Raw genomic sequence first — 20,330 nt, forward strand, 5'->3', positions numbered from 1 at the left:
CTCAGCGCGTCGCCGGTCGGCGGCTGGGCGTGCCGGGGTAGTTGCGGTTGAACTGCGCCTGGCGGGCGGCGCGGGCCGCGCGGTCGGCGGCGGAGCCGGAGCCCTGGGCCGCCTGCATCTTCTGCGCCTTGGACAGGTCCTGCGGCAGGTTCCAGGACTGGCCATACACCACGCCATTGGGGGCGACGCCCTGCGCCGAGGCGTCGGCCCCCGCCAGGCCGGCGATCAGCAGGGCGGTGGCGATGGCGATGCGGCGCATGGCGGTGGTCCCTCTCTCTCAGGCGCGGGAGGATGCCCCCCGCCGGTGAGAGAAGGATTAACGCCCGGCCCTTGATAGGCGTGAGACCGGAAATCCGATATTTCCGATAGAAAATACCGATCTACACGCTCTGCAGCAGCCCCGCGAACAGCTTCGCGCGCGGCGCCATGCTGCTGACGATCACATGCTCCTCCAGCGTGTGCGCCTGGGCGCCGATGATGCCGAGGCCATCCAGCGTCGGGATGCCCATGGCGCCGGTGAAATTGCCGTCCGAACCGCCGCCCGAGGATTGGTGCGGCAGCGCGAAGCCGAGGCGCTTCGCGATCGCCTCCGCCTTGGCATGCAGCGCGAGCACCTTGGCGTCCGGCTCCCAGACCGGGCGGGTGACGCCGCGCGTGACCTCGAGCGAGACGTCATTGCCCGAGGGCTTGCGCTTCAGCATCAGCTCGACCGCCGCATCCAGGTCCTCCTGGCGCTTGGCCATGGAGAGCGCCTCGGCGTCGCAATAGGTGGCCACGCAATTCACCCATTGGCCCGCATGGATGACGCCGACCGAGAAGGTGCAGGCCTCGGTCGTCATCTCCTCGATGGCGATGATCTGCTTGCACATTTCGCGGATCGCGCTGCGGCCCTCGCCCAACCGCGCCCCGGCATGGGAGGGGCGGCCCGTGGTGCGCAGGTTGAAGCGCGCGATGGCGTAGCGGCCGGTGACGACGCCGCCATCGGGCCGCGCGGGCTCAGGCACCAGCACGACGGAATGGCGCGCGGCCTCGGCTTCGATCAGGTCCCGCGTCGAGGGGCTGCCCACTTCCTCATCGGGCGTCAGCAGCACGGTGACGGGCTTGGAGGTGGCGATGCCGGCGATGGCGAGCTGGCGGATCGCCTCGATGGCGAGATAGGTGCCGCCCTTCATGTCCTGGATGCCGGGGCCATAGGCCTTGTCGCCCTCGCGCCGGAAGGGCAGGCCATTCGCCAGCGTGCCGACGGGATGCACCGTATCCAGATGCGCCAGCACGAGGATGCCCGGCTCGTTCGACGTGTGCGGGAAGCGCGCGCGCACGCAATCGCCGAAGCCCATGCGGCCGGGGATGGTCTCGACGGTGGCACCCATCAGCGCGAGATGCCGCGCGGCGAGTGCCATCATGCGGTTCACGGCGGCGGCGTCATGCGTCGGGCTTTCGCATTCGACCCAGGTGCGGAGGCCGGCCAGCATGGCCTCATTGTCGAAGGGCAGGTCGAGCTTGGCTTCCATGGTGTCCTCTTTTCGTGTCGCATGGCGGGATCGCCGCGCGAAATGGGAACAAGGAACACAGGATGCGTCTGCTGATCGCCAATGCCAACACCACCGAGGCCATCACGCGGATGTGCGCCGAGGCCGCGCGCAGCGCCGCGAGCCCGGGGACGGAGATCATCGCCGCCACGCCGCGCTTCGGCCCCGAGGTGATCAGCACGCGCGCCGAGAACATCATCGCCGGTCATGCGCTGCTGGCGCTTCTCGCCGAGCATGCGGGGCAGGTGGATGGCGTGGTGCTGGCCGTCAGCCATGACACGGCGCTGGAGGCCGCGCGCCAGCTCATGCCCTGCCCGGTGGTGGGGATGACGGAAGCCGCCTGCTTCACCGCCTGCCTCCTGGGCGGGCGCTTCGGCCTGGTCACCTTCGGCGGCGTGGACACCTATCGCGAGCGCATCGCGCAGCATGGCCTGGCTTCACGCTGCGCTTCGCTGGTGGGCGTGGAGGCGACGCCGCAGGAAAGCGTGCGCGACCCCGAGGGCGTGCAGCGCAAGGTGGCGGCGGGCATCGCACGCGCGGTGGCCGAGGGTGCCGAGAGCGTGATCCTGGGGGGCGCGGCACTGGCCGGCTATGCCGCGCGCATGCAGGCGGAAGCGGCGGTGCCGCTGCTGGACGGCATGGCCTGCGGCGTGAAGCTCGCCGAGATGCTGGTCACGCTGAAGCTGCCCAAGCCCAGCGCGGGCAGCTTCGCAGCCCCGCGCGGGCGCAACAGCATCGGGCTTTCGCCCGAGCTGGCCGCGCTGCTGAAGGGCTAACGCCCCAGCCGCGTCAGGCGCAGGTTCACGAGGCCGGCCACCACCACCACGGCCCCGCCCAGCACCGTGGTCCAGGGCAGGGGCTCGGCAAAGACCAGCACGCCGAGTGCGGCGGCAAAGACGAGCTGGAGGTAGGCCAGCGGCTGCAGCCGGCTCGCCTCCGCCAGATCCAGCGCGCGGATCAGGAAGTAGTGGCCGAGCGTGCCGGAGACGCAGAGCAGCCCCATCCAGCCCCAATCGGCGAAGGCGATCGGCGTCCAGATCCAGGGCGTCAGCAGTGTGATGGCCACGGCCCCCGCGAGGCCGGTGTAGAAAAAGCTCGTATCCGGCGGGTCATGGCGCGCGACGAGGCGCGTGATCAGCCCATAGGCCGCGAAGTTCAGTGCGGCCACCAGCACCAGAAGCGCGGCCGGCGTGAACATGTTGGGCCCGGGGCGCAGGATCAGCAGCACGCCGAGCGCGCCCGCCAGGATCGTCAGCCAGCGCATCAGCGAGACACGCTCGCCCAGCACCGGCCCGGCGAGGGCCGTGATGATCAGCGGATAGCAGGCGAAGATGGCGTGCGTCTCGACGAGGCCCAGCAGCTTGAAGGCGTTCACGATCATCCAGACCTGCACCACCAGCATCACGCCGCGCAGGCATTGCACGACGGGCCGCTTGCTCTGCATCACGCGGCCAAGCCCGCCCGGCGCGCGGGCCGCCCGCAGCACCACGAAGCCCGCGAAGAACCAGTAGCGGATGAGCAGGATGCCCAGCACGGAATAGACCTCGGCGAGGTAGCGCGAGATCGCGTCCTGGCAGCCGAAGACGAACATGGCCGCCACCATCAGCAGCAGCCCTTTGCGGTTGTCGGGGGCCAGCGCGCCTACTCCGCGGCCAGGCGGGCCGCGTCCACATGCACCTGCTTCTCGTCATAGGCGCAGAGCTCGGCGTAGAGGCGCGGCATGTCCTCGGCGAAGAGGTTGCGCGTGATGCCGGCGGCCACGCGCGGCGCCGAGATGGCCATGGCGTTGATCGAACTGCCGGCCGGGCCGAAGCTCATCGTGGTGCCGATGCCGAAGAAGTGGATGCCCGAGATCCAGGGCGTCTCGCCCGGGCGCTTCTCCTCGAAGGCGCTGTCGGCATTCAGGTAGGGATAGCCCGAAAGGCGCGGATTGGCCTCGGAGGGCGGCGGCGTGTAGCGGTCCCCCCAGGTCGCGATATTGTCGGCGCAGAGGGCCAGCTCGGGGCGCAGGCTCGCATCCATGCGCACGCCGGTGCCGGTGATGCAGTAATCGGCGGTGAATTCGCCCTGCGGCGTGGTCAGCACCACGCGGCCATCCTCGATGCGCGCCGTCTGCCATTCGGCGCCGGTGTGCAGGCGGAAATTCGCGAAGCGCTTCACGCGGTCGTAGTGATCCTGCGCGAAGCCCTCGCGCATGCCGAGCACATGGGACATGAAGCGCCAGCGCCATTCATCCGTCATCTCGCCCATGTGGCGCAGGAAGCCCGCGAAGGTCAGCCAGCGATAGGGCTGCACCACCATCAGCTCCGCCCGGCGGCAGAAGATATGCGCCTCGGCGGCACCTTCCTCCAGCGCCACCGCCGCATTGTCGAAGGCCGAGGCGCCCGCGCCCAGCACCGCCACCACCTTGCCGCGCAGGGCCGCGAAATCGATCATCTCGTTGGTGTGCGCGCGGAACTCTCGCGGCAGGGCCGCGATGTGCGGCGGCATCCACCAGCCGCCGATGCCCTCCTGGCCCGTGGCGAGGACCACCTTGCGCGCATGCATGGGGCCATCGCTCGTCTCGACGCGGAAGGCGGGCAGGCCGTCCTCGGTGGTGGCGGGGGAGATCAGCCCGGCCTCCACGCCGTTCCTCACCGGCACGCCGGTCACGCGGCGGAACCAGAGCAGGTAGTCGTTCCACAGCTCCTTCGGGATGAAGCGCATCGCCTCCCAATCCGCCGTGCCGAAATTCGCCTCGTGCCAGGCCTGGTAGGTGAGGCTGGGCAGGCGGAGATCCGGCCCCGTCATGTCCTTCAGGCTGCGCAGCGTGCGCATGCGGCCATAGGTGGTCCAGGGGCCTTCCTGGCCCTGGCCCGCGCGGTCCAGCACCAGGATATTGTCCACCTTGTCGCGCTTCAGCGCATGGGCCACGGCCACGCCGCATTGCCCGCCGCCGATGATCAGCACATCCAGCGCCGGCGCGCCCGCCACGCGCTTCGCCGCCAGCCAGGGCGCCCGGGGATGGCCCGTCATGTCGAGGTCCCGCGCCACATCGGCTTCGAGTTCGGCGAGGGTCTTGGGTGCGGGCATGGCGTGAGCCTAGGCAGGGAGAGTCCGTTGCGCAACGCGATTGCTGCACTGCGGCGCGATATGGCAGCATCGCAGGCATGGCCAAGCCCGCGACCCTGCCCGACGCCGCCGAACCCCGCGCCTTCTGGCGCCGCTGGGAACTGCCGACCTGGGGGGTGGCCATCGCCATCTATGCGAGCTGGGCGACGCTGCTGATCTACCATGAATATGTGCCCTGGCCGATCGAGGCGCTGCTCGCCGCCTATATCCTCGCCTGGCATTTCTCGCTGCAGCATGAGGCCATCCATGGCTGGCGCAGCCTGCCCAACTGGCTGCGCACCGCCATCGTCTGGCCGCCCATCGGCGGCTGGTGGCCCTTCGAGCTCTACAAGCGCAGCCACAGCAGGCACCACCGCAACACCTGGCTCACCTATCCCGGCGAGGACACGGAGACGCAGTATCACAAGCGCGAGGACTGGAGCGGCTATACGCCGGCCTTCCGCGCCGTGCTCCTCTTCAACCAGACGCTGCTGGGCCGGCTGACCGTGGGTCCCATCCTCAGGCTGCGCAAGCTCGTGATCGTCGAGACCGGCAAGCTCCGGCGCGGCGATGTCTCCGATGTGCCGGCCTGGCTCGGCTTCGCCGTCGGGCTCGCGGCCGTGCTCTGGTTCGTGACGCAGGTCGCGCACATGTCCATCGGGCACTACTACCTGGTCTGGGTGCTGCCCGGCATCTCGCTCGGCCTTCTGCGCGCCTTCATCGAGCATCGCTGGGGCGACCGGCCGGGCGAGCGCACCGCCTCCGTCGAGAGCAACTGGATCTTCGGCCTGCTGTTCCTCTGGAACAACCTGCACATCGTGCACCACCTCTATCCCACCATGCCCTGGTTCGAGATCCCGGGCTTCTGGCGCCGCAACCGCGAGAAGCTGCTGACCCATAACGGGCATTTCGTCTTCCGCGGCTATTTTCAGATCGCGCGTCGCTGGCTGCTGCGCCCGGTCTTCGTGCCCATCCACCCGGCGCGATGAGGCGTTAACCTGACCTTCGTGTCATTTCCGCTTGTCTGGCGGGGTCCACGATGCCAAGTGCAAGGAAATGATCGAGCTTCGTCCCTCACGCCGCCGCAAGGCCATCGGAATCGGCTGCCTCTGCCTGGGGCCCGTGGGGCTGATCCTGCCGATCCTGCCCGGTTTCATCTTCGTGGGCCTCGGCACCTTCATCCTGCGGGATCAGTATGTCTGGGCCTATCGCGGCGTCAGCGTGATCGACCGCCGCTGGCCGCACCTCATCCCAGGGATCGAGGCGCGGGAGGTGAAGGCCATGGAATGGGGCGACCGGCAGATCGAGCGCGTGCGCGGCGTGTTCCGGCGCGGCTGAGGCCAAGCCGATGGCAAAGGGCATCGGGGACTGGCTGCGGCGCGCCCTGACCCCCGATGGCCAGGCCTTCCTCCAAGCCCGCGCGCATTTCCACGCCCCCTGGCCTACGGGCCCCGTCGCCGCCCAGCCCTATGTCGTCTTCGACCTGGAATCGACCGGCCTGAAGCCCAGCCGTGGCGATGCGCTGCTCTCCATCGGCGCCGTCCGCCTGCATGACGCCGCCCCCGTCGCGGAATTCCAGACGCTGGTGGAGCCGGGCCGCGACATCCCGGCGGAATCCACCCGCTATCACGGGCTGACGGCCGAGATCCTGGCCGGCGCCCCCCGCGCGCCCGAGGCCATCGCCCGCTTCCGCGACTTCGCCGAGGGCGCCGTTCTGGTGGCGCACAGCGCCGCCTTCGACCGCAGCCTGCTCTTCATGGAGGAGCATCGCGGCGCGCCCCCGCTCGCCCAGCCCTTCCTGTGCAGCCTCATCGTCTCCCGCTGGCTCGACCCGCAGGAGGCGGATCATTCCCTCGACGGGCTTTGCGGGCGCGAGGGCATCGTCATCGCCGGCCGGCACGAGGCGCTGGGCGATGCGCGCGCCACGGCCGAGCTCTGGGTGCGGCTGCTGGCCCGCGCCGGCGCCCGCGGCGTGGCGGATCTGAGCGACCTCGCCCGCCGCACCCGGATGGAAGCGCAGATGGCGGCCTCGGCCGCGCATTTCTGAGCCCTACCAGAGCTCCCCCGTGAAGCCCGCGAAGCTGGACTTGGCGAAGCTGCGGATGGCGCGCAGCGCCTCCCGCAGCGCGGCGCGCTCGGGCTTCGGCAGGGCCGCCGTGTCCACCAGGTTCCCGGGCGGCTGGCCCACCGCGTGATCGGTGAGCTGCTGGCGCAGCAGCGCCTCCAGCAGCAGCGCGAAGGCGGCCTGGAGGGCCTCCCCCTCGGCGATCACGCCGCGCGCGGCGAGTGCGGCGAGCCGCTCAGGCGTGCCCGTCTCCGCCACGCCCTGCTGGAGGGCGAGCAGCCGCGTCGCCGCCACCAGCGGCATCAGCCCATGCAGCTTGAGGTCGGTGCGCGCGCCCGGGCCGGGCTCGTCATCCGCGAAGCCGCCCCAGAGGGTCAGGCCCACGCGCAGCCGCTGGTCCTGTGCGGCGAGCGCGCCCAGCAGGGCGGGTTGTGCGGCGAGGATGGGCGCGATGGCCGCGCGCAGCTCGCCCGCCGGATCCCCCGTGACCGGCCCGATCGTGGCGATGCCGCGAAAATCGAAGGCGATGTCGGCAAAGAGCAGCGCCGCCCCGCTGCGCCGCCGCGCCCAGAGCGCGAATTGCGCCTCCCATTGCGCCCGCGTTTTCCGCCAGAGCGGGTTGCGCGCCATGATCCCGCCCGGGCAGAGCGGGAAGCCCGCCGCCGCCAGCCCGGCATTGAACCGCTCCGTCATCGGGCGGAACCAGGCATCCACCTCGGCATGGGCGGCGTCGGGATAGGGTTCCAGGATCAGGCCATTGTCCTGGTCGGGCCGCAGCAGGCTTTCGCCCCGGCCGGCGCTGCCCATGACGAGCAGGGTGAAGCCCAAGGGCGGCGGCGGGCCCTCCGCCAGGGCGCGGTCCAGCACGCGGCGATGCAGCTCGAGGTTGATGCCGCTGACGAGCCGCACCAAAGCGGGGGCGGGGATGCCTTCGGCCAGCAGCGCGGTGGCAAGCCCCGCCTGTGCCGCCTTCACCGCCGCGTCATCGCCCGCCAGCGCGTCCAGGTGCTGGAGCATGCGGCCCGAGACGGCGGCGAGCACGGCCGCGCGGTGCAGCAGGCCGATGCAGCGCCCCGATCCATCCACCACCGGCAGGTGCCGCAGCCGGTGCGCGCGCAGCAGAGCCACCGCGCGCCAGAGCCCGGCATCGGGCGTGCAGGTGATGAGCGGCGCCGACATCGCGGCCGAGAGCGGTGCGCCCTCCGGCAGGCGGAAGGTGACGCGGCGCGCGATGTCCTGCTCGGTGAGGATGCCGATGGGCCGGCCCGCATCATCCAGCGCCAGCGCCGCGGAATCCCGCGCCTCGCGCAGCCCGGCGAGGACGGCGCCAAGCGGTGTCTCGGCCGCGAAACCCGGCGGCGGCGGCGACATGGCCTCGCGGACGCTGAGCGTGAGGCGCAGCGCGGGCGAGGCGGCGCGCATCTCAGCCGCGCCGCTTCTCCTCGATCACATCCCAGATCGCGCGCTCCAGATGGATGCCGTCGAAGCGCGCCAGCTCCTGCAGGCCGGTGGGCGAGGTGACGTTGATCTCGGTGAGGTAGCCGCCGATCACGTCGATGCCCACGAAGATCAGGCCGCGCTTCTTCAACTCCGGCCCGATCACGGCGCAGATCTCCTTCTCGCGGTCGGTGAGCTTGGTGGGTTCCGGGCGGCCGCCCACATGCATGTTGCTGCGCGCCTCGCCGGCCGCCGGCACGCGATTGATGCCACCCATCGCGACCCCATCCACCAGGATGATGCGCTTGTCGCCCTGGCGCACGGCCGGCAGGTATTGCTGCACCATCAAGGGCTCGCGCGAGCGTTCGGTGAACATCTCGATCAGCGAGTTCAGGTTCGGGTCATTGGGCTGCAGGTGGAAGACGCCCGCACCGCCATTGCCGAAGAGCGGCTTCACGATGATGTCGCCATGCTTCATGCGGAACTTGTTGATCTCCCGCGTGTCGGACGACACCAGCGTCTCCGGCATCAATTCAGGAAAATTCAGCACGAAGAGCTTTTCCGGCGCGTTGCGCACGCTGGCCGGGTCATTCACCACCAGCGTCTTCGGGTGGATATGCTCCAGCAGGTGGGTGGCCGTGATATAGGCCATGTCGAAGGGCGGGTCCTGGCGCATCAGCACCACATCCACATCCTTCGCGAGGTCGAGCTCCACCGGGGCGCCGAAGGTGAAGTGGTTCCCCTTCTCGCGGCGCACCGTCACCGGGTGCCCATGCGCGATGACGCGCCCGGCCTGCATCGAGAGATGCTTCACATGGTAGTGCCAGAGCGCATGCCCGCGCGCCTGGGCTTCCAGCATCAGGGCGAAGCTGCTGTCGCCATCAATGCCGATGCTCTCCATGGGGTCCATCTGGACCGCGACGCGCAGCGCCATGTTCAGGCTCCTTCGATCAGGTTCTGGCCGGTCATGGCCGCGGGTTGCGGCAGGCCCATCAGCGCCAGCAGGGTGGGGGCGAGGTCGGCCAGGCGGCCATCGCGCAGGCGCGCGCCGGCCGGGCCGCCCATGAGGAAGACCGGCACCGGGTTGGTGGTATGCGCCGTGTGCGGCCCGCCCGTCGCGGGGTCGCGCATCAATTCGGCATTGCCGTGATCGGCCGTGACGAGCAGCGCGCCGCCCGCCGCCCGCACCGCGTCCGTGATGGCGCCGAGGCCGGCATCCACCGCCTCCACGGCCTTGGTGGCCGCTTCCAGCCTGCCGGTATGGCCCACCATGTCCGCATTGGCGAAGTTCAGCACGATCAGGTCCTGCTTCCCCTCGTGGATCGCCGCCACCGCGCGCTCGGTCAGCTCCGGCGCGCTCATCTCCGGCTGGAGGTCATAGGTGGCGACCTTGGGGGAGGGGACCATGATGCGCGTCTCGCCCGGATAGGCCTTCTCCTCGCCGCCATTCAGGAAGTAGGTGACGTGGGGATACTTCTCCGTCTCCGCCATGTGCAGCTGGGTGCGGCCGGCCGCACTCACCACCTCGGCCAGGATGTCCGACATGGATTGCGGCGCGAAGAGCGTGGCGATGAAGGGGTTCAGCTCGGCCGCGTATTCCACCATGCCGAGCGCGGCCGCGAAGCGCGGCAAACGCTCACGCGGGAAGCCGGTGAAGCCAGGGTCCAGCAGCGCGGTCAGGATTTCGCGCGCGCGGTCGGAGCGGAAGTTGAAGCTGAGCAGCCCGTCGCCATCCTTCATGCCCGCATAGCCCGGCAGGACGGTGGCGGGGATGAACTCGTCCGTCACATCCTGCGCATGGGCCTGGGCCACGGCGGTTTGCGCGTCCGGCGCCGTCGCCTCGCCCTGGGCCAGCACCATGGCGGCCCAGGCCTTGCGCACGCGTTCCCAGCGATTGTCGCGGTCCATCGCCCAGTAGCGGCCGATGACGGTGCCGATCGTGGCCTCGGGCGGCAGGCTGGCCAGCGCCTCGCCTGCCGAGCGCGGTGGCGTGTCGCGCCCATCGGTCAGCGCGTGGATCACCACCGGCACGCCCTCGGCCATCAGGATCTTCGCAAGGGCCGCCGCATGGCGCTGATGGCTGTGCACGCCCCCTGGCGAGACCAGCCCCACCAGATGCGCCGTGCCGCCGGAGGCTTTCATCTTCGCCACGAAGTCGCGCAGCGCGGGCATGGTCGCCATCGAGCCATCGGTGATGGTGGCGTCGATGCGCGGCAGATCCTGCATCACCACGCGGCCGGCGCCGATGTTCAGATGCCCCACCTCGCTATTGCCCATCTGCCCCTCCGGCAGGCCGACATCGAGGCCGGAGGTGCGCAGGAAGCCATGCGGGCAGCTCGCCCAGAGCGCGTCGAAGCGCGGTGTGCGGGCCTGGGCCACGGCATTGTCGGCGGGGTCTTCGCGGTGCCCCCAGCCATCGAGGATCACCAGCATCACAGGACGGGGCATCACGGGGCGGGGCGCGGTCGTCATGCCTCGCGGTTTACCGCGCCGCGCTTGAGCCGGCTAGCGGAGCTGCGGATTGTCGAAGACCGGCTCGCGGTAGCGGCGCAGGCTCTCGCCCAGGCTGCGCGCCAAGTCCTCGCGCTCCTCCGCTGTGAGAAAGCGGCCGATCTCCATGGCGCTGCCGCGATGGCCGATGAAGAGTCGCGTCTCCTCCCAGGAGAGCCGCGCCCAGAAAGGGTCGAAGCGCGCTTCCTCGCTCCGCCGCCCCTCGCGCCGGCGGATCACGAGTTCGCCCGAGGACAGCGTGATGACCTCCGCGCTGGCCCGCGCGTGGCGGCGATAGAGCGCCAGCATGCCGATCACCATGAAGGTCTCGGCCCCCGCGAAGACCAGCACGGGCCAGGCGCCCAGGATGGTGAAGACCGTGCCGGTGAAGGTGAAGCCGGCCAGCAGGATGCCGGCGACGATGCGGAATCCCTGCTCGCCCATGCTGTTCAGCGGCGCGGAGCGGGCCTCGAAAATCACCGGGGTTTCTGGCATGTCCTCATCAGATAGGATGAATTCCCGCGTGAGAACCCCCAAAAAGACCAGTGCCCCGCACGGCACCGCCACCGCGCCCCGCCGCGCGCGCCTCATGTCGCGCGAGCAGGCGGGCCTGTTCATCCGCGCCATCGCGCAGGACAATCCCGCCCCCGAGACGGAGCTGCTCTACACCGACGCCTTCTCGCTGCTCGTCGCCGTCGTCATGTCCGCGCAGACCACGGATGCGATGGTGAACAAGGTGACGCCCGGCCTCTTCGCCGCCGCGCCCACGCCGGCGGCCATGGCGGCCCTCGGTGCGGAGGGCATCGGCCAGCTCATCCGGCGCATCGGGCTCTGGCAGGCCAAGGCGAAGAATGTGGCGGCGCTGTCGGCCATGCTGGTGGAGCGCCATGCCGGCGAGGTGCCGCGCGACCGCGCGGCCCTGGAGGCGCTGCCCGGCGTCGGCCGCAAGACCGCCAATGTCGTGCTGAACGTGATGTTCGGCGAGGCGACGATGGCGGTGGACACGCACATCTTCCGCCTGGGCAACCGCACGGGCCTGGCGCCCGGCAAGACTACGCGCGCGGTGGAGGATGGGCTGGTGAAGCGCATCCCGCCCGAATTGCTGCGCGACGCGCACCACTGGCTGATCCTGCACGGGCGCTACATCTGCAAGGCGCGCGCCCCCGAATGCTGGCGCTGCGTGGCCGCCCAGCATTGCAACTACAAGGACAAGGTGAAGGCGCCGGGGTGAACGCCCGCGCCGATGGATCAGGGCGCGCGCCGCGAGAATCCGGGCCGAACGGGCCCGGCGGGATGCTCCAGCATCCCGAAGCCCAGGCGGCGGAGCCGCCGCCCGGCGTCTGATGGCACAACAACAGAGGGTCCGCGCCGAATAGGCGCGGCGGAATGCTTCAGCATTCCGAAGCCAAGCGCGCGGAGCGCGCGCCCGGCGCTTGAGGGCGAGAAAAACTCTCGCCCGGCGCTTGAGGGCGGAGACTAATTGCTCTGCCGGCGCAGGAAGGTCGGGATGTCGAGGCCCATCTCGTCCGGCTGCGGCTGGGCGGCGCGCATCGGCTGCGGCGCCTTGGGCTGCTGGCTCGCCGCCGGCTCCATCCGCGCGGCGGGGGCGCCGGGCGCCTCCTCCACATTGCGGCGCATCAGCCCGGTCGCGTTGCGGAACAGGCCGCGCCAGCCGGCACCCTGGCCTTGCGGCGCCGGGGCGACTTCCGGCAGCGAGGGCTGCTGCATGGGCGGCTGGTAGGCGACGGGCTGCGGGGCGGGGGCGGGCTGCACCACCTCCGGCTGCGGCATCGGTTCCACATAGGCCTGCTCCTGCGCCACCGGGGCGGCGGCAGGGGCCATGGCGGTGGCGGCACCCGCGGCGGCGGCCGGCTGGCGCAGCAGGCCGGCGCCACCCACCGTGACGGGGCGGCGCGGCGCGGGCACCACGGGGGCGCCCAGCGGGCCGGAGGGGGCGCGCGTCGCGGCCGGCGCGGGGGCCGGGGCGGCGGCGGGCTGGTTCACCACGGCCAGGCGCGGGCCGGCCGGGTTCATCGCGGCCCCCATGGAGGCCACGTCAATGCCGGTGGCGACGACGGAGACGCGCACGCGGCCATTCATCGTCTCGTCAATGGCCGAGCCGAAGATGATGTTCACATCCTCATCCACCTCGCGGCGGATGCGGGCCATCGCCTCGTCCACCTCGAAGAGCGTCATGTCGAGGCCGCCGGTGATGTTGATCAGCACGCCCTTGGCGCCGCGCATGGAGGTATCCTCCAGCAGCGGGTTGTTGATGGCGGCATCCGCGGCCTGGGTGGCGCGACCATCGCCCTCGGCCTCGCCCGTGCCCATCATCGCCTTGCCCATCTCGGCCATGACGGTGCGGATATCGGCGAAGTCCAGGTTCACGAGGCCGGGATTGACCATCAGGTCGGTCACGCCGCGCACGCCCATGTAGAGGACGTTGTCGGCCATCTTGAAGGCTTCGGCGAAGGTGGTGCGGTCATTCGCCAGCTTGAACAGGTTCTGGTTCGGGATGACGATCAGGGTATCCACGAACTGCTGGAGCTCTTCCAGGCCCGCATCGGCTGATTTGCGGCGCTTCGGTCCCTCGAAGTCGAAGGGCTTGGTGACGACGCCGACGGTGAGGATGCCGCGCTCGCGCGCCATGCGCGCGATGACGGGGGCCGCGCCCGTGCCCGTGCCGCCGCCCATGCCGGCGGTCACGAAGACCATGTGGCAGCCTTCCAGATGGCGGGCCAGCTCATCGGTGGCCTCTTCCGCCGCCGCGCGGCCGATCTCGGGCTTGGCACCCGCGCCCAGGCCCTGCGTCAGGTGGGGCCCCAGCTGCACGCGGCGCTCGGCGCGGCTGTTCACCAGCGCCTGGGCATCGGTGTTGGCCACGATGAACTCGACGCCGTCGAGCCCCAGATGAATCATGTTGTTGACGGCATTGGTGCCGCCCCCGCCCACGCCGATGACGGCGATGCGCGGCGAGAAATCCGTGTGTTGGGTCACCGGCAGGGTCAGGTTCAGGGTCATGGGGCAGGTTCTCCTCAGCCTAGGTTAGACCACCGGTTTCGATTCGTGTCTGCCCAAGACAGCCTATTTGTCCCCGTTTTCCACAGGAGGCTGCTCGGGAATCCTTCATAAACGTTCCCGCAGCCAGGCCAGCCCGCGGCGCAGCAGCCCCGGCGCATGGGAGGGGGCGGGCACCAGCTCCAGGATCGGCTTGCCCTCGCCCGCCGCCCAGGCCAGCAGGCCGATCGCGGACGCGAAGCCGGGGCCGGAGGCCGTCTCGGGCAGGCCGCGCACCAGGCGGGGACGGCCCAGGCGCACCGTCACATCGCGCCCCAGCACCCGGCCCGCCAGCTCCCGCACGCCGATCAGCTGGGAAGCGCCGCCCGTCAGCACGATGCGCCGGCGCATCTCGGCCGGCAGCCCGCTGCCCTCCAGCCGGTCGCGCAGCAGCTCGAAGCTCTCCTCCAGGCGCGGGCGGATGATCTTCACCACCATCTCGCGCGGGACGCGGGCGATCTGGTCGTCATCCTCGCCCACCATGGGCACGGGCAGCATCTCGCCGCGATCCTCGGTCGCTTCCAGCACGCTGCCATGCATGGTCTTCAGCCGCTCGGCATGGCTGATCGGCGTGGAGAGCACGCGCGCCAGGTCATTCGTCACCTGCCAGCCGCCCACCGGCAGCTGCGCCGTGTGCATCAGCCGGCCGTCGGCGAAGGCGGCGATGCTGGTGGTGCCGCCGCCCATGTCCACGCAGACCGCGCCCAGCTCGCGCTCGTCATCCACCAGCGTGGCAAGCCCGGCCGCGAAGGGGGAGGAGACCATCTCCTCCACCTCGAGTTCGCAGCGGTGCAGGCACTGGCCGAGGTTGAACAGCGCGTGGCTCGCCGCGTCCAGCACGTGCAGGCGGGCACCCAGCGTGTCGCAGACCATGCCGCGCGGGTCATCCACGCCGCCCGTCGCATCCACGGTGAAGCCGAGCGGGAAGCTGTGCACCGCCTCGCGCCCCTCGGCCTGGGTGCGGCGCACGCCCTCGGTCATGATGCCGTTGAGATCGGCCATGGTGGCGGCCCGCCCGCCCACCTGCCAGAGGATGTTGTGCGTCCGGCTCTCCGGCTGCCCGCAGGAGAGGTTGACGATGACGCCCTTGAGCAGCGTGTCCGCCATCTCCTCGGCGCTGGCGACCGCGGCGCGGATGCTGCGCTCGGCCTCCTCCATGTCCACGATGGAGCCGGCCTTCACGCCGCGCGATTTCTGCCAGCCGAAGCCGAGCGCGCGCGGGGTGCCGTCGCTCTCGATGCGCGCGATGAGGCAGACCACCTTGGTGGAGCCGATGTCCAGCACGCCGAAGACGCCGGGGCGCGCGCGGCCGAGCTTGATGCCGCGCGTCGGCACATCGCCATGGGGCGGCTGGTAGCGAACGATCTCGTTCATCCGCGTTGGCTCCGGGCGGGCGTAGATGCCGGCGGCGGCGTGACGGGCGTCTGCATGCGGACCACGAGGCGGTCGGGCAGGCGCATATCCACCGCCGCCAGCGGGCGATCAAGCAGCTTGTCGCGCGCCTGGAGCTCGGCCAGGCGCGTGATCGCCGCCTCCTCATGGCCCTCGGGCAGCATGATGTCCGCGCCGTTCTGCAGGCGCAGGTTCCAGCGCCGCTCGGAGACGCGGATGATGGCCTGCACGCGGTCGGCGATCTCGGGGGCGCTGCGCAGCAGGTCGATCATGGGTGCGGCCACGCGCTCGGCACCGACGCCGACGACCAGCGGCAGCGGCCCGAAGGCTTCCAGCCGCTCGGTCGCCATCACGCGGCCTTCGCGGTCAATGACGGAGAAGCGGCCCTCGCGCTGCCAGACGGCGAAGGCGCGGCGTTCATTGATGCGGATCAGGATGGTGCCCGGCAGGCGCCGCTCCACATGCGCGTCTTCCACCCAGGCGATCTGCTCCAGCCGCTGCTTGGCCGCACCCGGGTCGAAATCCAGGATGGCGTCGCCCGGCGTGATGCCGATGGCGGCCAGCAGCGCCTCGCGCGGCGCGAATTCGCGGCCCTCGATGCGGATCTCCTGCACGGAGAGCCCCGGGCCCCGGCCGAGTTCGGCGAGCCAGGAGGTCGTCTCCCGCACGCGCGCCATGGGATCGAGCGCGATGACGCCGAGCACGCCCGCACCCACCGCCACGCCCGCCAGCGTCACCATGCCGATGCCGCGCAGCCAGGCGCGGCGCTTCTTGAACCAGAGCCGCGTGGCCGAGGGCCGCTTGGGCGGCGGCGCGGTGCGCGTGCGGCCCGCGGATTCACTGGGCTTACGGGCCATGGCGCGCCTCCCCGATCATCCAGGCGCAGAGCTCCGAGAAGGCGATGCCGCGATGCGCCGCCTGCTCAGGCAGCAGCGAGGTGCGCGTCATGCCGGGCTGGGTGTTCACTTCCAGCAGATAGAGCCGCCCTGGCTCGCCCGCCGTGTCGTCATAACGGAAGTCGGAGCGCGAGACGCCGCGGCAGCCGAGTGCGCGATGCGCGGCGACGGCGATCCGCATGGCCTCCGCCGTCACATCCGGGTGGATGGGCGCGGGCAGCACGTGATGGCTGCCGCCATCGGCATACTTCGCCTCGTAATCGTAGAAGGCGTTGCCGGTCGCGATCTCGGTCACGGCCAACGCCTCCTCGCCCATCACGGCCACGGTGAGTTCACGCCCGGGGATGAAGCTCTCCGCCATGATGCGCTTGCCGAAGCGCCAGCCGCGGGCGATCTCCTCGCGCCGGTTGTCGCCCTCGCGCAGGATGGTGACACCCACGCTGCTCCCTTCATCCACCGGCTTCACGACGTAAGGCAGCGGCAGCGGATCGGCCTCGGCCAGCTCCTCGGGCGAGACGACGCGATGCGCCGCCACCGGCAGCCCATGGGCCGAAAACACCGCCTTGGCCGCCGACTTGTCCATGGCGACGGAGGAGGCGCGGACGCCCGAATGCGTGTAGGGCAGGCCCATCCAGTCCAGCACGCCCTGGATGCAGCCATCCTCGCCGAAGCGGCCATGCAGCGCGTTGAACACGGCATCCGGCCTGGCCGCCGCCAGCGCGCCGATGGTGGCCGGCAGATCCTGCGTCACCTCGATGGGCGAGACCTCGAACCCCGCCTCGCGCAGGGCCGCGATCACCTGCTGGCCGGTGGAGAGGCTGACCTCCCGCTCCGCCGAGATGCCGCCATAGAGGACCGCGACATGCGTGCGGGCGGCGTTTGGCATGGGCGTGATCGCGTTCATGCCGTGGTTTTCCCCATTTGGCCAATACGCTTGATTTCCCAATGCAGATCCACGCCCGACTGCGCCAGCACGCGCGCGCGGACTTCCTCGCCCAGGCCTTCCAGATCGGCGGCGGTCGCGCCGCCCGTGTTGAGCAGGAAGTTGCAATGCTTCTCGCTCACCTGCGCGGCCCCGCGCGTGAGGCCGCGGCAGCCGGCGGCGTCAATCAGCGCCCAGGCCTTGTGCCCCTCGGGGTTGCGGAAGGTGCTGCCGCCCGTGCGCGCGCGCACGGGCTGCGTGGCCTCGCGGGCATGGCGGATCTCGGCCATGCGGGCCGCGATGGCGCTGGCATCCCCCGGCGTCGCGCGCAGCCGCGCCCGCACCACCACGCCGCGCGGGGGCAGCGTCGCATGCCGATAGGCCAGAGCGAGGCCGGCGGCATCCAGCCGGACCAGGCCCCCCGGCGTGACGATCTCCGCCCAGTCCAGGACATCCAGGATCTCGCGCCCATAGGCGCCGGCATTCATCGCGATGGCGCCGCCGATGCTGCCCGGAATGCCGCTGAGGAATTCCAGGCCCGCCAGCCCCGCCGCCGCCGCATGCTCCGCCACCGTCGCATCCAGCGCGGCGGCCCCCGCCACCACGCCATCCGCTTCGACCTGGATCGCGCCGAAGCCGCGCGCCGGCAGCCGCAGCACCACGCCGGGCACGCCGCCATCGCGAATGATGAGGTTCGACGCCGCGCCGAGCACCGTCAGCTCCATCGCCGGGTCGAGCGCCGCCAGCAGCCCCAGCAGATCCTCCGCATCCGCCGGGCGCGCGAGCCACTCGGCCGGGCCGCCCACGCGGAACCATGTGAAGGGGGCGAGCGGCGCGCCCGCCTCCACGCGGCCGCGGATCACCGGCATGGCGCGGGTGGCGGCCATCTTCTTCATGCGCGCTTGAGCGGCGAGACGCGCGCCCCCGCCTGGGATTGCAACTCGGCCAGCTGTGCCGGCAGCGCATGCGCCCAGTTGGTGATGGTGCCCGCGCCGAGGCAGATCACGTAGTCGCCCGGCTTGGCCATGGCGTTGATCATCTCGGGCAGGCTCGCGGGCTCGGGGAGCGGCACCACGCTGCGATGGCCGGCCGCGCGCAGCCCTTCCACCAGCGCATCCTTGTCGGCCCCCTCGATGGGCGCTTCGCCGGCGGCATAGACATCGGCCACGATGACGCTGCCCGCATCATTCATGCAGGTGCAGAATTCGGTGAAGAGCTGGTTCAGGCGCGAATAGCGATGCGGCTGCACCACCGCGATCACGTCCCGCGCGCCGGCCTGGCGCGCCGCCTTCAGCACGGCCGCGATCTCCACCGGATGGTGGCCGTAATCGTCGATCACGGTGATTCCGCCCGTCTCGCCCACGCGGGTGAAGCGGCGCTTCACGCCCTTGAAGCCGGCGAGTGCCGCGCGGATCACATCCTCCGGCACATCCATCTCGACGCCGATGGCGATGGCGGCGAGTGCGTTCTGGACGTTGTGCTGCCCCAGCATGGGCAGGCGGAAGGGCTGCATCGTGCGCGCGCGGCCGGTCATGCGGTCCTGCACCGTGACCTCGAAGCTGGCACCCATGCGGTTGGTCAGCACCTTCTCGGCCCGCACATCCGCCTGGGGCGAGAAGCCATAGGTGACGAGGCGACGGTCGAGCTTGGGGATCATCGCCTGCACCGCCGGATGATCGGCGCAGAGCACGGCGAAGCCATAGAAGGGGATGTTGCCGACGAATTGCGCGTAGCCCTCGCGCATCGCGTCCTCAGTGCCCCAATGGTCGAGATGCTCGGCATCCATGTTGGTGACGACGGCGACGGTGCTGGGCAGGCGAAGGAAGCTGCCATCGCTCTCATCGGCCTCGACCACCATCCATTCGCCCGTGCCCATGCGGGTGTTGGTGCCATAGGCGTTGATGATGCCGCCATTGATGACGGTGGGGTCGAGCCGCGCCTGCTCCAGCACGGCGGCGATCAGGCTGGTGGTGGTCGTCTTGCCATGCGTGCCGCCGACGGCGATGCCCCATTTCAGACGCATGAGCTCCGCCAGCATCTCGGCCCGGCGCACGACGGGAAGCAGGCGGCGGCGCGCGGCCTGAACCTCCGGATTGTCCTTCTTCACCGCCGTGCTGACGACGACGACCTGCGCGTTGCGCAAATTCTCGGCGGCGTGCCCGATCATCACCGGAATGCCGGCCTCGCGCAGCCGGGCCACATTGTAGCCCTCGGCGATGTCGCTGCCCTGCACGGCGTAACCCAGATTGTGCAGCACCTCGGCGATGCCCGACATGCCGATGCCGCCGATCCCGACGAAATGGATGGTCCCGATGGAGAGTGGCAGCGCGCGCATCAGCGGGATTCCTGGGTGGCTTGGGTTCGGGCGGCGTGGGCGAGGACGAGGTCCGCCAGTTCCCGCGCCGCCTGGGGGCGGGCGAGGGATGCCGCATGCCGGGCCGCTTCGGCAAGCCTCTCGGGCGAGCCCAGCCATTCCGCCAGCAATTGGGTCAGGCGCTCCGGATTCGTGGTCGCCTGGGGCAGCACCAGGGCCGCCCCGGCCGCCTCCAGCGCGCGCGCATTGGCCACCTGGTGGTTGTCGATGGCCGATGGCAGCGGCACCAGCAGCGAGGGCCGGCCCGCGCAGGCGATCTCCGCCACGGTCGAGGCGCCGGCGCGCGCGATGACGAGATGCGCGCCCGCCAGCCGCCCCGCGATGTCGGGGAAGAAGGGCGAGAGCTCCACCGGGATGCCCGTCTCGGAATAGGCGGCGCGGACGCGCTCCAGATCCTCCACGCGGCATTGCTGCGCGATGAGCAGCCGCCCGCGAATGGCCTCGGGCAGGGCCGCGATCGCGGCTGGTACGAGATCGGCAAACACGCGCGCGCCAAGCGAACCGCCGGTCACCAGCAGCCGCAGCGGCCCATCCGCCGGCGGATAGCCGCCACCGGCCAGCGCGGCCAGCGCCGGCCGCACCGGATTGCCCACCCAGCGCGTCCGCGCCCCCTCGGGCACGCGCGTCGTCTCCTCATAGGCCAGCGCCAGCAGCTCGGCCCGCGTGGCGAGCGCGCGATTGGCACGGCCCAGCACGGCATTCTGCTCATGCAGGATCAGCGCGGGACGCCTCTTGCCGAGGCTGAGCGCGGCCAGCGCGGGCGGGATGGCCGGATAGCCGCCGAAGCCAACCACCGCGGCGGCATCCAGCCGCTTCAGCAGCTTGCGCGCCGTGAGCATGCCGGATGCCAGCAGCGCCGCCCCCTTCGCCGCGCGCAGCGGGCTGCGGCCCGCGATGCCCTCGCCCTTCAGCACGAAGCGTTCGGCATTGGCGAAGGCCGGGCTGTCGAAGGCGGCGGAGCGCGCATCGGTGAAGAGCACGATGCGCTCGCCGCGCGCGGAAAGCTCGGCGGCCAGCGCCTCCGCCGGAAACAGATGGCCGCCGGTGCCCCCGGCGGCGATGGCGATGGCGCGCATGG

At 70.9% G+C, this 20,330-nt stretch carries 20 protein-coding genes; 5 read left to right on the plus strand and 15 right to left on the minus strand.

Translation table 11 applies throughout. The features are described from left to right. Window position 1: 1 nt before the first annotated feature. Window positions 2-259 (minus strand): hypothetical protein, encoded by a 258-nt coding sequence (locus tag ACQ860_RS19765; RefSeq protein WP_431305047.1) that lies wholly within the window; start codon window positions 257-259, stop codon window positions 2-4. 121 nt (window positions 260-380) lie between these two features. Continuing rightward, the gene (locus ACQ860_RS19770) at window positions 381-1,511 is read right to left on the minus strand and encodes a M20/M25/M40 family metallo-hydrolase (protein ID WP_431305048.1); all 1,131 of its coding nucleotides are present in this window, start codon (window positions 1,509-1,511) and stop codon (window positions 381-383) included. 62 nt (window positions 1,512-1,573) lie between these two features. Between ACQ860_RS19770 and ACQ860_RS19775 the strand changes: the two genes are divergently transcribed. Beyond that, window positions 1,574-2,305: an aspartate/glutamate racemase family protein gene (locus ACQ860_RS19775; protein ID WP_431305049.1), complete on the plus strand. Its 732-nt coding sequence runs from the start codon at window positions 1,574-1,576 to the stop codon at window positions 2,303-2,305. Here ACQ860_RS19775 and ACQ860_RS19780 read toward each other — a convergent pair. Together ACQ860_RS19780 and ACQ860_RS19785 are read right to left on the minus strand one after the other, a co-directional pair. Beyond that, the gene (locus ACQ860_RS19780) at window positions 2,302-3,165 is read right to left on the minus strand and encodes a DMT family transporter (protein ID WP_431305786.1); all 864 of its coding nucleotides are present in this window, start codon (window positions 3,163-3,165) and stop codon (window positions 2,302-2,304) included. The genes ACQ860_RS19775 and ACQ860_RS19780 overlap by 4 nt on opposite strands. 5 nt (window positions 3,166-3,170) lie before the next feature. After that, window positions 3,171-4,601, minus strand: coding sequence for an NAD(P)-binding domain-containing protein (locus tag ACQ860_RS19785; RefSeq protein ID WP_431305050.1), 1,431 nt, complete (start codon window positions 4,599-4,601; stop codon window positions 3,171-3,173). Between the two features lie 77 nt (window positions 4,602-4,678). Between ACQ860_RS19785 and ACQ860_RS19790 the strand changes: the two genes are divergently transcribed. The 3 genes from ACQ860_RS19790 to ACQ860_RS19800 all read left to right on the plus strand — a co-directional run bounded on the left by ACQ860_RS19790 (window position 4,679) and on the right by ACQ860_RS19800 (window position 6,666). Then, window positions 4,679-5,608 carry a fatty acid desaturase gene (locus ACQ860_RS19790; protein ID WP_431305051.1) on the plus strand — a complete coding sequence of 310 codons (930 nt, stop codon included), beginning with the start codon at window positions 4,679-4,681 and terminating at the stop codon, window positions 5,606-5,608. Between the two features lie 67 nt (window positions 5,609-5,675). After that, complete coding sequence (locus tag ACQ860_RS19795) at window positions 5,676-5,957, plus strand: hypothetical protein (protein WP_431305052.1); 282 nt, start codon at window positions 5,676-5,678, stop codon at window positions 5,955-5,957. 10 nt (window positions 5,958-5,967) lie between these two features. After that, complete coding sequence (locus ACQ860_RS19800; protein WP_431305053.1) at window positions 5,968-6,666, plus strand: 3'-5' exonuclease; 699 nt, start codon at window positions 5,968-5,970, stop codon at window positions 6,664-6,666. Between the two features lie 3 nt (window positions 6,667-6,669). On the opposite strand, the gene ACQ860_RS19805 is transcribed toward ACQ860_RS19800, so the two are convergent. From ACQ860_RS19805 to ACQ860_RS19820, 4 genes are read right to left on the minus strand one after another with little or no spacing between them, the layout of a single operon-like run. Then, on the minus strand, window positions 6,670-8,106 hold the full coding sequence (locus tag ACQ860_RS19805; protein WP_431305054.1) for a DUF294 nucleotidyltransferase-like domain-containing protein: 1,437 nt from the start codon (window positions 8,104-8,106) through the stop codon (window positions 6,670-6,672). Window position 8,107: 1 nt separating this feature from the next. Then, window positions 8,108-9,055 carry a glutathione synthase gene (gshB, locus tag ACQ860_RS19810; RefSeq protein ID WP_318648380.1) on the minus strand — a complete coding sequence of 316 codons (948 nt, stop codon included), beginning with the start codon at window positions 9,053-9,055 and terminating at the stop codon, window positions 8,108-8,110. A gap of 2 nt (window positions 9,056-9,057) precedes the next feature. Beyond that, entirely contained in the window at window positions 9,058-10,569 is a 1,512-nt protein-coding gene (gene gpmI, locus ACQ860_RS19815) for a 2,3-bisphosphoglycerate-independent phosphoglycerate mutase (protein WP_431305787.1), read from the minus strand. A 57-nt stretch (window positions 10,570-10,626) separates the two neighbouring features. Beyond that, a complete protein-coding gene (locus ACQ860_RS19820; protein WP_431305055.1) occupies window positions 10,627-11,106 on the minus strand; it encodes a DUF2244 domain-containing protein in 480 nt (159 codons plus the stop codon). Window positions 11,107-11,200: 94 nt separating this feature from the next. On the opposite strand from ACQ860_RS19820, the gene nth reads away from it, so the two are divergent. Beyond that, a complete protein-coding gene (gene nth, locus ACQ860_RS19825) occupies window positions 11,201-11,842 on the plus strand; it encodes an endonuclease III (RefSeq protein WP_431305788.1) in 642 nt (213 codons plus the stop codon). A gap of 245 nt (window positions 11,843-12,087) precedes the next feature. On the opposite strand, the gene ftsZ is transcribed toward nth, so the two are convergent. From ftsZ to murG, 7 genes are all read right to left on the minus strand, one after another. Beyond that, on the minus strand, window positions 12,088-13,632 hold the full coding sequence (gene ftsZ, locus ACQ860_RS19830) for a cell division protein FtsZ (protein ID WP_431305056.1): 1,545 nt from the start codon (window positions 13,630-13,632) through the stop codon (window positions 12,088-12,090). A 105-nt stretch (window positions 13,633-13,737) separates the two neighbouring features. Then, complete coding sequence (gene ftsA, locus ACQ860_RS19835) at window positions 13,738-15,042, minus strand: cell division protein FtsA (RefSeq protein WP_431305057.1); 1,305 nt, start codon at window positions 15,040-15,042, stop codon at window positions 13,738-13,740. Continuing rightward, window positions 15,039-15,917 carry a cell division protein FtsQ/DivIB gene (locus tag ACQ860_RS19840; RefSeq protein WP_431305058.1) on the minus strand — a complete coding sequence of 293 codons (879 nt, stop codon included), beginning with the start codon at window positions 15,915-15,917 and terminating at the stop codon, window positions 15,039-15,041. Before ACQ860_RS19840 ends, ftsA begins: the two co-directional genes overlap by 4 nt. After that, window positions 15,907-16,860: a D-alanine--D-alanine ligase gene (locus ACQ860_RS19845; RefSeq protein WP_431305059.1), complete on the minus strand. Its 954-nt coding sequence runs from the start codon at window positions 16,858-16,860 to the stop codon at window positions 15,907-15,909. The genes ACQ860_RS19840 and ACQ860_RS19845 overlap by 11 nt, the downstream gene beginning before the upstream one ends. Continuing rightward, on the minus strand, window positions 16,857-17,774 hold the full coding sequence (murB, locus tag ACQ860_RS19850; protein WP_431305060.1) for a UDP-N-acetylmuramate dehydrogenase: 918 nt from the start codon (window positions 17,772-17,774) through the stop codon (window positions 16,857-16,859). Before murB ends, ACQ860_RS19845 begins: the two co-directional genes overlap by 4 nt. Then, window positions 17,771-19,213 (minus strand): UDP-N-acetylmuramate--L-alanine ligase, encoded by a 1,443-nt coding sequence (gene murC / locus ACQ860_RS19855; RefSeq protein WP_431305061.1) that lies wholly within the window; start codon window positions 19,211-19,213, stop codon window positions 17,771-17,773. The genes murB and murC overlap by 4 nt, the downstream gene beginning before the upstream one ends. Continuing rightward, window positions 19,213-20,328: an undecaprenyldiphospho-muramoylpentapeptide beta-N-acetylglucosaminyltransferase gene (murG, locus tag ACQ860_RS19860; RefSeq protein WP_431305062.1), complete on the minus strand. Its 1,116-nt coding sequence runs from the start codon at window positions 20,326-20,328 to the stop codon at window positions 19,213-19,215. The genes murC and murG overlap by 1 nt, the downstream gene beginning before the upstream one ends. Window positions 20,329-20,330 lie beyond the last annotated feature (2 nt).

Source organism: Sediminicoccus sp. BL-A-41-H5 (assembly GCF_050632405.1).
Lineage (GTDB): Bacteria > Pseudomonadota > Alphaproteobacteria > Acetobacterales > Acetobacteraceae > Roseococcus.